Origin of the sequence: Sphaerisporangium sp. NPDC049003, from assembly GCF_043197795.1 — a bacterium.
Classification (GTDB): Bacteria; Actinomycetota; Actinomycetes; order Streptosporangiales; family Streptosporangiaceae; genus Sphaerisporangium.
This window is the reverse complement of the sequence record NZ_JBICTU010000015.1, coordinates 161,223-174,919: the sequence shown is the minus strand read 5'-3', so window position 1 is coordinate 174,919 and position 13,697 is coordinate 161,223. Positions and strand designations below refer to the sequence as shown.

Annotated in this window: 11 protein-coding genes; 7 read left to right on the top strand and 4 right to left on the bottom strand. The window is 71.5% G+C overall.

The window, feature by feature from the left end:
• Window positions 1-36 precede the first annotated feature (36 nt).
• Window positions 37-933: a DUF2877 domain-containing protein gene (locus tag ACGFIV_RS18510; RefSeq protein ID WP_392836235.1), complete on the bottom strand. Its 897-nt coding sequence runs from the start codon at window positions 931-933 to the stop codon at window positions 37-39.
• A 156-nt stretch (window positions 934-1,089) separates the two neighbouring features.
• Between ACGFIV_RS18510 and ACGFIV_RS18505 the strand changes: the two genes are divergently transcribed.
• The 6 genes from ACGFIV_RS18505 (at window position 1,090) to ACGFIV_RS18480 (ending at window position 8,672) form a co-directional block, all read left to right on the top strand.
• Window positions 1,090-2,655 carry a PucR family transcriptional regulator ligand-binding domain-containing protein gene (locus ACGFIV_RS18505; protein WP_358554925.1) on the top strand — a complete coding sequence of 522 codons (1,566 nt, stop codon included), beginning with the start codon at window positions 1,090-1,092 and terminating at the stop codon, window positions 2,653-2,655.
• 294 nt (window positions 2,656-2,949) lie between these two features.
• On the top strand, window positions 2,950-4,326 hold the full coding sequence (locus ACGFIV_RS18500; RefSeq protein ID WP_392836231.1) for a uracil-xanthine permease family protein: 1,377 nt from the start codon (window positions 2,950-2,952) through the stop codon (window positions 4,324-4,326).
• On the top strand, window positions 4,323-5,219 hold the full coding sequence (locus ACGFIV_RS18495; RefSeq protein ID WP_358561575.1) for a xanthine dehydrogenase family protein subunit M: 897 nt from the start codon (window positions 4,323-4,325) through the stop codon (window positions 5,217-5,219). Before ACGFIV_RS18500 ends, ACGFIV_RS18495 begins: the two co-directional genes overlap by 4 nt.
• The gene (locus ACGFIV_RS18490) at window positions 5,212-5,700 is read left to right on the top strand and encodes a (2Fe-2S)-binding protein (protein WP_358561571.1); all 489 of its coding nucleotides are present in this window, start codon (window positions 5,212-5,214) and stop codon (window positions 5,698-5,700) included. Before ACGFIV_RS18495 ends, ACGFIV_RS18490 begins: the two co-directional genes overlap by 8 nt.
• A complete protein-coding gene (cutA, locus tag ACGFIV_RS18485) occupies window positions 5,697-8,087 on the top strand; it encodes an aerobic carbon-monoxide dehydrogenase large subunit (protein ID WP_358561568.1) in 2,391 nt (796 codons plus the stop codon). The genes ACGFIV_RS18490 and cutA overlap by 4 nt, the downstream gene beginning before the upstream one ends.
• A 174-nt stretch (window positions 8,088-8,261) precedes the next feature.
• On the top strand, window positions 8,262-8,672 hold the full coding sequence (locus ACGFIV_RS18480; protein WP_392836225.1) for a peptidase inhibitor family I36 protein: 411 nt from the start codon (window positions 8,262-8,264) through the stop codon (window positions 8,670-8,672).
• A gap of 138 nt (window positions 8,673-8,810) precedes the next feature.
• Here the strand turns inward: ACGFIV_RS18480 and cydB are convergent, their stop codons facing one another.
• The 3 genes from cydB to ACGFIV_RS18465 all read right to left on the bottom strand — a co-directional run bounded on the left by cydB (window position 8,811) and on the right by ACGFIV_RS18465 (window position 12,642).
• A complete protein-coding gene (cydB, locus tag ACGFIV_RS18475; protein ID WP_392836222.1) occupies window positions 8,811-9,881 on the bottom strand; it encodes a cytochrome d ubiquinol oxidase subunit II in 1,071 nt (356 codons plus the stop codon).
• A 9-nt stretch (window positions 9,882-9,890) separates the two neighbouring features.
• A complete protein-coding gene (locus ACGFIV_RS18470) occupies window positions 9,891-11,345 on the bottom strand; it encodes a cytochrome ubiquinol oxidase subunit I (RefSeq protein ID WP_358553281.1) in 1,455 nt (484 codons plus the stop codon).
• Between the two features lie 286 nt (window positions 11,346-11,631).
• The gene (locus ACGFIV_RS18465; protein ID WP_392836219.1) at window positions 11,632-12,642 is read right to left on the bottom strand and encodes a polysaccharide deacetylase family protein; all 1,011 of its coding nucleotides are present in this window, start codon (window positions 12,640-12,642) and stop codon (window positions 11,632-11,634) included.
• A gap of 274 nt (window positions 12,643-12,916) precedes the next feature.
• Here ACGFIV_RS18465 and ACGFIV_RS18460 point away from each other — a divergent pair, with 274 nt between their 5' ends.
• Window positions 12,917-13,666, top strand: coding sequence for a Crp/Fnr family transcriptional regulator (locus ACGFIV_RS18460; RefSeq protein WP_392836216.1), 750 nt, complete (start codon window positions 12,917-12,919; stop codon window positions 13,664-13,666).
• Window positions 13,667-13,697 lie beyond the last annotated feature (31 nt).

Below are 13,697 nucleotides of genomic sequence, written 5' to 3'. Positions count from 1 at the left end.
TCGCCGCGTCGCCTGCGGGAGCGTATATCTGGTAGTTCACCTGGCCGTTCGCACGCTCCGGCCGAGCGCGACGACCGCCGACGCGCCCACGCGCAGGCCCCAGGCGAGGTCGGCGCCTGAGGTGTGGCCGAGCCGGAGCAGACGGTGCACGGCGGGTTCGAGCGGCTGGTGGCCGGCGATCCCGCGCAGCACCGCGAGCGCGTCGGAGCAGGCCTGTCCCTGGGCGGCGCAGTGGAGCAGCGTCGCCGAGATCGGGGTGGTGCGGGTGCGCGCGTCGAACGCCACGGTCGCGGCGAGCCAGTCGGCCAGCCAGACGGCCCTGCTCACGCCCGCCGCCCTGCCGATCTGGCGCAGCGCGACCAGCACGCCCGCGAGCATGTCGTCGCCGCTGGGCGTCAGGCCGGGACCGAGGCCCATGAGCTGCTCGGTGGCGGTGATGGCCGCCGTCAGCGAGCCCCGGGCGCAGCCCTCGGCGAGGAGCGCCCCGGCGTCGCCGTCGGCGAGCCCCGGCCGGCGGGCCGACGTCCCGCAGATCTGGCCGAACCGGGGGAGGACCCGCTCCAGCCGCGAGAGCTCGACGCGACCGAGCGGGGGCGCGGGATCCCACCAGCGGCGGACGCGGACGGTGAGGCGGCCGATCTCGACGCACCCGTCGCCGACGGCGGCCTCGTCTCCCGCCGCCGTCACCGGCAGCGGGTCGCTCAGCACGACGGCGTTGGGCAGCCGTGTCGCCTCCCCGGTGACCACCGCCACGACGGACGGCTCGACGTCGGTGCGGACCTCCACATAGACGCAGAGCGGGAACACCGCCAGCACCCGTGCGGGCCGCCGCGGCGACTCCAGCGCCGGGCGAAGCGCGGTGCTCGCCGCGCCGAACGCTTTGGCGTCCGCCGGCGCGCGGTGTTGGATCCGTGTACGCGTCCCCAGTGTCACTCGGCCTCCCCGCGAGTCTGGGGGAACCGTAGAACGGTCCCGGAGATCGGCCGTACGGAGAAAGATGCCAACAGTTCTCCGATGAGTTGGCTCTTGTTGACAGACGCCCTGTTCCGTCAGAATCTCTGAAACAGAGTTCCACCCTGGAGCATCACCATGACAGCTGACCCATCACCCCCGGCGATGCGTTTGGCCTCCACGGGCACCATCATTCACGGCGTGTCCGTGGGCGAGGTGCTCGGCGTCTCCACACTGGCGGGAGCCCGCCTGATCGGCGGCAGGGCCGGCCTCGACCGCATCGTCCAGCGTCTCAACGTCATGGAGGTCCCCGACATCCTCGCGTGGGTGAAACCCCATGAGCTGCTGCTCACCACGGGATACCCCCTGAGGAACACCCCGCAGTCCCTCGGCCGGCTCGTCACCGACCTCGACGAGCGCGGCCTCGCGGCGCTCGGCATCAAGCTCGGCAGATACGTCGACGAGCTCCCGGAGGAGATGGTGGAACAGGCCGACCGGCTCGGCTTCCCCCTGATCCTGCTTCCCAACGACGTCGGCTTCGACGACATCCTCAACCAGGTGCTCACCGACATCCTCAACCGTCAGGCCGCGCTGCTCGCGCGCACGGAGGAGGCGCACAGGGCGTTGGTGCAGATCGTGCTGGCCGGCGGCGGGCTGCGCGAGGTCGTGGCCGAGGTGGCGGGGCTCCTCGACATGGCCGTGGCCGTGGTCGACCCCGCCGGGCACGTGCTCGACGCGGCCGGGGACCTCACCCCGCTGCGGGCCGCCCCCGCGGTCTCCGGCGGCGACTACACGGTCGTCCCCGTCGTCGCGGGCGGCCACCACCACGGGCGCATCGTCGCCCACCGCCCCGGCGGAGCCATCCGGGACGGCGACATCGGGATCTTGGAACGTGCCGCCACGGTGGCGGCCCTCGTGGTGACCCGGCAGGAGGCCGTCGCCGCCGTCGAGAGCAAGTACCGCGCCGACTTCCTCCGCGACGTCCTCACCGGCAGGGGAGGAGTCCGGGTGGCCGCCCGCGCCCGCGCCTTCGGGTGGGATCTCGAACGGCCCGTCGGCGTGCTCGTCGCCGAGATCGACCCCGAGTGGGACATCCCCCCCGACCGGCTGCTCACCGCGTGGGTCACCGCGCTGCGGCGGCACGACCCGCGCGGCGCCGTGGCGGGCTTCTCCCACGAGGTGGTCGCCATCGTCGGGTCGGGCGTCGACATGGCCCGCCTGGCCAAGGACGCGGTGGCCGCCTTCGCCGACTTCCGGCCCGCCACCTTCTCCACGGGCATGAGCAGGGTCGCCCAGGGGGCCGAGCTCCTGCCCGACGCCTACGGCCAGGCTCTGAAGGCGGCACGGGTGGGCCGCCAGCTCCACGGGCCGGGCGCGGTCGCCCACTTCGACCAGCTCGGCGTCTACCGGCTCCTGTCGCTGGTCAACGACACCGCGGAGCTGCACGCGTTCGTCAAGGAGACGCTCGGGCCGCTGGCACTCGACGAGGACGCCGAGAACGCCGACCTGCGCCGCACGCTCCAGGTGCTGCTGGAGACCAACCTCAACGTGGCCGAGACCGCCCGCCGCCTGCACTTCCACTACAACACGCTGCGCTACCGCATCGGGAAGCTGGAACGCATGCTCGGCAACTTCACCGAGGACGCCCACCTGCGCCTCAACCTGACCCTTGCCCTGCACGTCCTCCGCATGCGCGGCATCTAGGAAGGCTAACGGCGGGCCGGAGGTGCCGGTGCGCAAGAGGACTGCTTCTGGGGCGGGCACGTTTGGCAGATCCTTACCATGTGGACGGCCCCTAACAGGTCTAATGTGCCCGCAACGGGAGAGGTCTTCCCATCGCTCATCGCGGGCGGGTGAGGTGTGCTCACCCGGCGGCAGTGCGCGGCACGCGACACGGCAACGCGAAGAGACAACAACGCGAAGAGATGGCAATACGCCGCGGAGGTCCGCCTGCGGGGTGGCCACCGACCGCCCGGCCCGGTCAGTGAAGGGGCTCATATGGCCTTCGGATGGAAGTTGCACGGCGACGGGCGCGGTCTCGCTCCCGGGGAGGTGGTCAAGCCCGACGAGCGGCTGAGCTGGCCGCGCATGGTCGGGTTCGGCGCGCAGCACGTCATCGCCATGTTCGGCGCGACGTTCGTGTTCCCCCTGATCATGGGGCTGAACGCCAATCTAGCGATCATGATGTCGGGCGTCGCCACGATCCTGTTCCTGCTGATCGTGCAGGGGAAGATCCCGAGCTACCTCGGCACGTCGGCGTCGTTCGTCGGCGCCGTGGTCGCGATCCGCGCGGCCGGGGGCGACAGCGCCACGGTCACGGGCGCGATCCTGGTCGCCGGTGTCGTGCTCGCCCTGTGCGGCGTCGCGATCCACTACCTCGGCGTCCGGGCCATCGACAAGATCTTCCCGCCCGTCGTGACCGGCGCGGTGGTCATGCTCATCGGGTTCGGCCTCGCCTACGTCGTGTCCGACGTGTACTGGCCGCAGGACCAGTGGATCGCCCTGATCACCATGGTCGTCACGTTCGTCATCATCGTGGCCTTCAAGGGGTTCATCGGGCGCATCGCCATCCTGCTCGGCCTGGTCATCGGCTTCGTGCTGTCCTGGCTGGCCGACAAGACCTTCGGGAACATCACGGCCTTCAACGCGGGCATCGGGAAGGTCGACACCCACCCCCGGGTGAACTTCCAGGCGGTCGCGGACGCGCCCTGGTTCGGCCTGCCGGAGTTCCACGCGCCGCAGTTCGCCGGGTCCGCCATCGTTCTGGTGCTCCCGGCCGTCATCGCCCTCATCGCCGAGAACGTCGGGCACGTGAAGGCCGTCGGCGAGATGACCGGCGCCGACGTCGACCCCTACATGGGCCACGCGGTCTTCGCCGACGGCGTCGGCACGGCCGTGGCCACCGCGGTCGGCGGCTCGCCCACCACCACGTACGCCGAGAACATCGGCGTGATGGCGGCCACCCGGGTCTACTCCACGGCCGCCTACTACATCGCCGCCGTGGTCGCGATCCTGTTCGGCCTGATCCCCAAGTTCGGCGCGCTGGTCGCCGCCACGCCGGGTGGCGTGCTCGGTGGCATCACGGTCATCCTGTACGGCATGATCGGCCTGCTGGGCGCGAAGATCTGGATCGAGAACCGGGTCGACTTCTCCAACCCCGTGAACATGGTGCCGATCGGAGCGGGCATCATCCTCGCCATCGGGCCGGTGTCGCACCAGATCACCAAGGACTTCTCGCTGGCGGGCATCGCGCTCGGCACGATCGTGGTCCTCGGCGGATACCACCTGCTGCGCGTGATCTCCGGACGGTCGGGAACCGCCGGCGAGCAAGGTCCCGCGCAGGCCCTCGTGGAAGGGAGAGACAGCACTTCGTGAAGCCTTCGGCGTTCGACTACCACGCGCCCCGCGACCTCGGCGAGACCCTTGCGGTCCTCGCCGGGGCCGGGGCGCACGGCAAGGTGCTGGCCGGCGGCCAGAGCCTGATCCCCCTTCTCAACATGCGGCTGGCGGCCCCGTCGCACCTGATCGACATCAACCGCGTCGCCGCGCTCGACACCATCGCGGTGGAGGACGGCGGCGTGCGGGTCGGGGCACTGGCCAGGCACGCGGCCGTGGAGCGGTCCTCCCTTGTCGCGCGGGCCCAGCCCCTGCTCCGCGATGCGCTCAAACTGGTCGCGCACCCGGTGATCCGCAACCGCGGCACCGTCGTCGGCAGCCTCGTCCACGCCGACCCATCGGCCGAGCTGCCCGCCGTGCTGACCGTCCTCGACGGTTCGGTACGGCTGGCGCGGCACGGGGCCCCCGAGCGCGACGTCCCTGCCGGCGAGTTCTTCACCGGCCCGATGGAGTCGGCCCTGGAGCCGGGCGAGCTGGCGGTCTCGGCGTTCTTCCCGTCCCTGCCCGCCCGCACCGGCACCGCCTTCTGCGAGGTCGCGCGCAGGCACGGCGACTACGCGATGGCGGGCGCCGCCGCCGTGGTGACGCTCGACGAGGACCTGCGCATCGCCTCGGCCCGGGTCGCCTGCGTGAGCGTCGGCCCGGTCCCGGTGCTGCTGGATGTGTCGGAGGTGTGCGCCCACCGGCCCGCCGCCTCCGTCGACTGGGCCGCCGTGGCGCGGGCCGTACGGGACCTCATCGACCCCGACGGGGACATCCACGCGACGGCCGGCTACCGGAGGCACCTGACCGGGGTCCTGGCCGAGCGGGCGCTGCGCATCGCCGCCCAGGAGGCCGCGGACGAGCGAGCTGGGGAGTACCCGAATGAGTGAAGCGCTGCACGAGATCACGCTGACCGTCAACGGCGTCGTGCGCGAGGCCACGGTGCCGGGCCGGCGGCTGCTGTCCGACTGCCTGCGCCGCGAGCTCGGCCTGACCGGCACCCACGTCGGCTGCGAGCACGGCGTCTGCGGGTGCTGCACGGTCCTGCTCGACGGTGAGCCGGTGCGGTCGTGCCTGACCTTCGCGGTCTCGGTGGACGGCCACGAGATCACCACCGTGGAGGGACTGAGCGGGCCCGGCGGGACGCTGTCACCGGTGCAGCGGGCGTTCTCCGAATGCCACGCGCTGCAGTGCGGCTTCTGCACCCCCGGCTTCCTGTGCACGGCCACCGCCCTGCTGCGCGACAACCCCTCGCCGACCGACGACGAGGTGATCGAGGGCATCTCGGGCAACCTGTGCCGCTGCACCGGCTACCAGAACATCGTCAAGGCGGTCCACCGCGCGGCCGAGCTGATGGGTGATGAGGCGTGACGACGAAGCTGTTCGGCGAGCGGGTCCAGCGCAGGGAGGACCTGCGGCTGATCACCGGGCAGGGCCGCTACGTCGACGACCTCGGGCACGACGCGCTCGCCGCCGCGTTCGTACGGTCGCCGCACGCGCACGCCCGCATCCGCGACATCGACGTGTCGGCCGCGCTGGACGTGGACGGCCTGGTCGCCGTCTACACCTGGGAGGACCTGCCCGAGCGGGTCCGCGACCCGCTGCCGCTGCTGATCCCGCACCCGGCGCTGACCCACGGGCGCACCGCGTACCCCCTCGCCAGGGACATCGTCCGGCACGTCGGCGAACCGGTGGTCATGGTCGTGGCGCGCGACCGCTACCTCGCCGAGGACGCCGCCGCCCTCATCGAGGTGGAGTACGAGTTCCTCAAGCCGGTCGTCGGCATCGAGGAGGCCGCGCAGGGCGCCCACCTCGTCCACGAGGACGTCCCCGGCAACGTCGGCGCCCACCTCGTCCAGGAGGTGCCCTCGGCGGCGGGCGCGGGTGCGAGCGAGGCCATCGACGCGGCGCCGCACACGCTGGCGTTCCGGCTCGACTTCGAGCGCAGCGCGTCCATGCCGCTGGAGGGCAGGGGCGTGTACGCCCGGTGGGACCCCGACGACCAATCGCTTCGCGTCTACTCCTCCACCCAGACCTCGACGAGCGTCCGCATGGCGATCGCGTCCAAGCTGGGGCTCCCGCTGCCCTCGGTGGAGGTGATCGCGCCGGACGTGGGCGGCGGGTTCGGCGTGAAGATCGTGCATCCGTGGCCGGAGGAGGTCCTCGTCCCCTGGGCGGCGATGCTGCTCGGCCAGGAGGTCAAGTGGACCGAGGACCGGCGCGAGCACTTCATCTCCTCGGCCCACGAGCGGGCCCAGGTGCAGCACGTGCGGGTGGGCTTCGACGACCGGGGCCGCGTCCTCGGCCTCGACGTCACGATCCTTCACGACCACGGCGCCTACACGCCGTACGGCATCATCGTGCCGATCATCACCGCCACCCAGCTTCTCGGGCCGTACCGTGTCGGCGCGTACCGCGTGGAGTTCTCCTCCATCTACACCAACACGGTGCAGGTCACCCCGTACCGAGGGGCCGGGCGCCCGCAGGGCGTCTTCTGCATGGAGCGCACGATGGACCGCATCGCGGCCCATCTCGGGCTCGACCGCACGGAGGTACGGGCGGCCAACTTCATCCAGCCCGGCGACTTCCCGTACGACCAGGGGCTGATCTTCCAGGACGGCCGGCCGCTGATCTACGACAGCGGCGACTACCCCGAGTCGCTTCGGATGCTCAAGGAGCTGATCGGCTGGGACGGTTTCGCGGAGCTCAAGGCCCGGGCCGCCGCCGAGGGGCGCCGCATCGGCCTCGGCCTCGGATGCTACGTCGAGGGCACGGGCGTCGGCCCGTACGAGGGCGGCCACGTGCAGGTCACCTCCGACGGGCGGGTACACGTGTCGACCGGCCTGACCTCGCAGGGCCAGGGGCACGAGACGGTGTTCGCGCAGATCGCCGCGACCGAGCTGGGGGTGCCGCTGGAGAAGGTCTCGGTGGTGACGGGCGACACGCGGCGCTTCGGCTACGCCGTGGGCACCTTCGCCTCGCGCGCGGCCGTGATGAGCGGCAACGCGATCGCGCTGGCCTGCCGCAAGGTGCGCGACAAGGCGCTGCGCATCGCCGCCGAGGCGCTGGAGGCCGATCCCCGCGACCTGGAGATCGAGGACGGGCTCGTCCGCGTGGTGGGCAACCCCGGGGCGTCCATCCCGCTGGCGACGGTGGCCGTGCTGTCCAACCCCCTGCGGTACGCCTTCGACGAGGAGACCAAGCGGGCCACCCAGTTCTCCGGCGTGTCCTCGATGGACCGGCCGCCCGTCGCTGAGGGGGAGGAGCCGGGGCTGGAGGGGCGCGACTACTACTCGCCCATCCGCTCGACCTTCGCCTCCGGCATGCACGCGGCCATCGTTGAGACCGACCCGGACACCGCGGAGATCCACATCCTGCGCTACGCCGTCGTGCACGACTGCGGCAGGCTCATCAACCCGATGATCGTCGAAGGGCAGATCCACGGGGGAGTGGCGCAGGGCGTGGGCGGCGCGCTGTACGAGCGTATGGTCTACGACGGCCATGGTCAGCTGCTCAACGCCTCGTTCATGGACTTCCTGATGCCGTACGCCACGGAGGTGCCGTTCATCGAGACGGCTCACCTTGAGACGCCGTCGCCGCTGAACCCGCTGGGGATCAAGGGCGCGGGGGAGGCCGGGGTGATCCCCGTCTCGGCCGTCATCGCCTCCGCGGTCGAGGACGCCGAGGGGATCACGATCGCCCGGATGCCCATCTCCCCCTCAGAGCTCCACGAACTGCGGGGACTCGCGGCTCCCTGACCCGTCTGTATCCCGTCTATATCCCGCGGGCCAGCCTTCACAGGCCCGGCCGCCTGGTCGATATGGCCGGACGGAGATGGTCGCTCTGTGTATTCACGCTGCTACATTTCGTGACGGAAGCCGCCCGGATCACCTGGGCACCGCCGTACACGAGGAGGAAGCGGAGTGCAGCCGATGACACGCAGGACGCGTATCGCCGCGACGACGGGCATGATCGGATTCATGGTGGTGGCGCTCGCCACCCCGGCTCCCGAGGCGGTGGCGTCGTCGGGAGTGCCCTCGAAGGCGTCCGCCGGCGCCCAGGGCGCGCCGGAGAACAGGGGACCGGGTGACATCTGTCTCTGGGCGGGGCGCGACTACACGGGCGCGTCATGGTGCTGGAACCCGGGGAACGGCTACGTCGACGTGCCGTCGGCCCTTCACGACAACGTCGGGTCCTTCCAGGCCGACGCCGACGGCTGCTTCATCAACTGGATCCACGTGCCGGACAAGAAGGAGACGCGCGTGGTCAGGAAGGGCGACTACCGCCAGGTGTACAAGAACGACTTCGGCGGCAAGATCGACGCGGTGGCTCCCACCTGCTGATCCCCGGCGGCGAAGCGGGCGCGGACCTTGGGGTCCGCGCCCGCGGCACGTCGGCGGCCGGGCAGGGCGCGACCGTGGGACGTTCAGACCGTGACGCCCCTGCGGATCACCGGGTACGTCAAGCCCTGGTAGGGGCGTTCAGACCGTGACGCGCTTACGGAACACCCAGTACGTCCAGCCCTGGTAGGCCAGCACGAACGGCAGCGCGATCAGCCCGATCCAGGTGAGGACGCCGAGCGTGTACGGCCCGGAGGCCGCCTCCGCGACGGTGAGGCCGGGGAGCGGGGCCCGCCACAGCGTCCCGAACAGGGCGCCGGTCATCAGCACGATGGACGCGGCGGTGGCGGTGAACGCCCAGCCCTCGCGGTGGCGCCAGATCAGCGCGACGGCGGCGGCCAGGGCGATCATGGCCGCCAGGGCCGCCACCCACAGCAGCGGATGCGAGGTCCAGCCGACGCCGTCCACCTGAGCCTGACCGGCCGTACCCATCTGACCGGCCGTACCCATCTGACCGGCCGTACCCATCTGACCGGCCGTACCCATCTGGCCGGCCGTGCCCTGACCGGCCGTACCGGCCTGGCCGGCCGCGTCCGCGGTGGCCGCCGGTCCCGCCGACGGGAGGCCGGGGAGCGCCACGATGGCGATCGGCAGGGCGGGCGCCGCCACCGCGAGCGCGGCGCGGCGCGCCCTGGCGCGGAGCGGCCCGGCCGTCTTCAGGGCGACGAACACCGCGCCGTGCAGGACGGCCAGCGACAGCGAGAGAGCGCCGCCCAGCACGGTCGCCGCCGTGGTGCCGTACAGCAGGTTGCCGAAGATGGCTCCCCACAGGAAGGCGGTCAGCACGCTCCCGGTCACGATGCCCGCGTCGCACAGGACGCGTTCCCGCGCCGTGACCTTGCCGCGCCATTCGAGGGCGACGCCGCGCACGATCAGCCCGATCAGGACCATGACCAGCGGCAGGTAGAACCCGCTGAGCAGCCCCGAGTACCAGACCGGGAAGGCCGCGAACATGGCGCCCACGGCCGTGATCAGCCAGACCTCGTTGCCGTCCCAGACCGGGCCGATCGTGGCGAGCATCTGCTCGCGCTCGGCCTCGTCGCGGGAGAGCAGCGGGAGCAGCGCGCCGACGCCGAAGTCGAAGCCTTCGAGCACGAAGTAGCCGGTCCACAGGAAGGCGACGACCAGGAACCAGAAGGTGGTGAGCTCCATGGCGGTCTCCTAGTACATCAGGGTCGGCGCGAGGCGGGCGGCCTCGGCGTCGAGGTCGTCGGGGAGGCGGGGGTCGACGGACGGCTCGACGGGCTCGGGTCCCGCCTTGATGTGCCGCACCAGCAGTCTGGCCTCGGCGATTGCCAGCACCCCGTACAGGAGCGTGAAGATCGCCAGGGAGATCGCCACCTCGCTCAGGGTGACCCCCGGCGAGACGCTCGCCGCCGTGAGCAACTCGCCCTGGACGGTCCAGGGTTGCCGCCCGATCTCGCTGAGCAGCCATCCGGCGATCATCGCCAGGGGCGGCAGCGGGAGCGCCAGCAGGCAGGCCCTGGCGAACCACGCGGGCGTCGCGCGGCGGCGCCGGGTCAGCCAGAGCCCGAGGACCGACAGGCCCACGGTGGCGAGCCCGAACCCGATCATGACCCGGAACGACCAGAACACGACCGGCACGTTGGGCTGGTAGTCGCCGGGGCCGAACTGCTCCTCGTACCGCTTCTGGAGGTCGTCGAGGCCCTGGACCTCGGCGTCCGGGTCGTGCGCGGCGAGCAGGCTGAGCACCTTCGGCACCTCAAGGCCCGGCACGGGCGAGAACGGCGCGCCCTCGACGTCGTGCCGCAGCCCCTCGGCGGCGGCGAGCTTCATGGGCTGCTGCTCGCGCAGGAGCTGGCCCGACAGGTCGCCGCTGCCCGCGGCGACCACTCCGGCGATCGCCGTCATGACCAGCGCGGCGCGAAGGCTCGTCCGCCACATGGCCGGGTCGCGCGGGACGCGGCCGGCGGCCCGTCCGCGCGCCACCCTGGTGAGGGGCACGGTCGCGTCCCCGTCGGCGGCGAGGCGCCGCTCGCGCAGGATCCGGTAGCCGCTCACCGCGACGACGAACCCTCCGGCGACGATGAAGGCCGCCGCGATCACGTGCGGGACCTGGGCCGTGGCCGTGGAGTTGGTCAGCACGGCCCACAGGTCGGTCATCCTGGCCCGCCCGTCGACCACCTCGTAGCCCACCGGGTGCTTCATCCAGGCGTTCGCCGCGAGGATGAAGTACGCCGACAGGTTCGACCCGATGGCGGCGGCCCAGATGCACGCCAGGTGGATCCGCTTGGGCAGCCGCTCCCAGCCGAAGATCCACAGGCCGAGGAAGGTCGACTCCAGGAAGAACGCGAGCAGCGCCTCCATCGCCAGCGGCGCCCCGAACACGTCGCCCACGAAGGTGGAGTACTCACTCCAGTTCATCCCGAACTGGAACTCCTGGACGATGCCCGTGACCACGCCCATCGCGAAGTTGATCAGGAACAGCTTCCCGAAGAACCTGGTCAGCCTGAGGTAGTGCTCCTTGCCCGTGCGGTGCCAGGCCGTCTGCAGCCCGGCGACGAAGACGCCGAGGCCGATCGTCAGGGGTACGAAGAGAAAGTGGTACACGGTGGTGACCCCGAACTGCCACCGAGCCAGGTCCAATGCGTCCATCTTCCCCTCACGGGTCAGGAGCTCTACACGTCGTAGTTCTACTTTAGGTAGTACTACAGGCTGTAGAGCATTTGGGGGTGCCGCGAGTCATGCGATCTTCGTCACATCGGCCCGGCGGCCCCCCACAGGCACACCGGCCCCCACTCGCGGCACCCGGTCCCCGCGGAACCGAGAATGCTCGCCGGGGCGCCCCGGTCACAAGGGACTCGCGCCCCGTCTTCCCCGGATGGACCCCGGGCGTTCCCGGCGGCCTGTCCAATGATCGTTCCCGGCCGCCCGTATGGCGTCACTCCACAGGCTGACTCGTGGGTACGCCCCCCGGTGGAGCCGGAGGCAGGAATCCGGCGGCCCTGAGGTAGGCGTCCAGATCGCCGAGCTCGAAGCCGCGCCGTTCGATCTTGTCGAGCAGGACGCGGAAGTCCCTGGCCAGATCGGCGCGGAAGTGCAGCAGCAGGATGTCGCCGGGGTGGAGCTTCTTGTCGGGGGCCTGGTAGGAGATCTTGCCGCCCGGCTGGACGCTGGCCGTCCACAGGAGCAGGGCCGACTGGCCGCACGCCTTGGCGGCGCGGAGGGTGGTGTCGTTGAAGTTGCCGAAGGGCGGGCGGAAGAGCGTGGGGCGGCGCCCGATCCGCTTGGCGATGACCTTGGCGGAGCCGCAGATCTCGGCCTTCTGGGCCGCGTAGCCGAGACCCCACAGGTTCGGATGGGTGAGCGTGTGGTCCTCGATCGGCACGCCAAGGTCGCGCAGCTCGCGGAAGTAGGACCACTTGCCCGCGCCCACGTAGTGCCCGCCGGCGGCGGAGGGGTCGGGCACGCCCCTGGCCTCCACCGCGTCGCGCATGGCGAACACGGTGATCGGGACCGCCCGTTCCCTGACCAGCTCGACGAACCCGGGGTCCTGCTCCCAGCCGTCGTCGATGGTGAGGAAGACGACCTTGCGCCTGGTCGGGATGGCGGTGACCACAGGGAGCCGTCCGGCGCGCTTCCGTACGCGGTCCACCTCGCCGGGCCGGGGGAGCGCCCCCACCCGCGAGGGGGGCGACGGGCTCGCCGCGGCAGCCGGGTCAGGGGCAGCGGCCGGGTCCGAGGCGGTGGTCGCGTCCGGTACGGCGGTCGCGTCCGGCGCGGTGGGGAGGGGCGGCGTGGTGGGGAGGGGCGGCGCGGTGGGGAGGGGTGGCGCGGCGTCGGAGGTGGCGGGGAGGACGGTGCCGCTCGCCGAACATATCCCGACAAGTCCAATTCCAAGCGCGACGCGTAACGCCTTCCGTCCCCAGATCATGGTGAGCCATCTTGCCATCGCGGTGATCCTCTGCCGCAAACCCGAGATCACGGCCGGGGGCCCGTCACCCAGCCGCAAGGTCTTCGCAAGGACCTCCGCCCATAGTCGTAGGGCGAACGAAAATCGCGGCACCCCGAGCGCGCGGAAAGGACGGCGCGCTCAGGCGAGGACGGCCGCCCAGCTCCTCGGATCACCGTGGACGTGGCCTTCCTCATCGCCGGAAAGCTCGGGTGGGGGTCCGGGCGTCGTCCATCGGCCGCGAGCCGGCCACCATCACGCTGGGAGGATCACCATGAACGGCCCCGAACCCGGGCGGCGCCGTGTGATTCGCAAGGTAGGCCCATGGCCGCGCGGCAGCCTCCTCGGCGGCCTCGGCGATGCCACCAGGGACGAACTGCTCGGGCTGGGGCGCCCCCGGCAGTTCACCGCGGGCGAGACGATGATCCTCGAAGGGGACAGGGCGACCGACGTCTTCCTCCTCGTGGACGCCTGCGTCAAGATCACGGCGAACACCGAGAGCGGCAAGGTCGCGCTGCTGGGGGTACGCGTCGGCGGCGATCTCGTGGGGGAGTTCGCGGCCCTGGACGGGCGTCCCCGGGCGGCCACCGTCACCGCGGCGGGCCCCTGCCTGGTGCGGCTCATCTCCCAGGAGGCCTTCGTAACGTTCCTCGGCCGCTGTCCCGAGGCATCGCTCGCCGTCAACCGGGCGGTGGTCACCAAGGTGCGCTGGACCACCCGCCGCCGGGTCGAGTACGGCACGTTCTCCACCCTCACACGGCTGGCCCGCATCCTCGTCGAGCTGGCCTGCTCGTACGGCGAGCCGGTGAACGAGGGCATCATGATCGGTGTCTCCTTCACGCAGCCGGAGCTCGCCGCGCTCGTGGGAGCCGCCGACCCGACGGTGCACAAGGCCCTGACCGTGCTGCGCAGGGCCGGGGTCGTCGGCACGGGCTACCGCCGCATCGTCGTCCACGACATCCGCAGGCTGCAGACCTTCGCCGGACTCGGCGACAACCCGTTGGATTATGAGGTTCCGGCGTGACCGGAGCGGGACGCTGTGTGAGCTCCAGCAG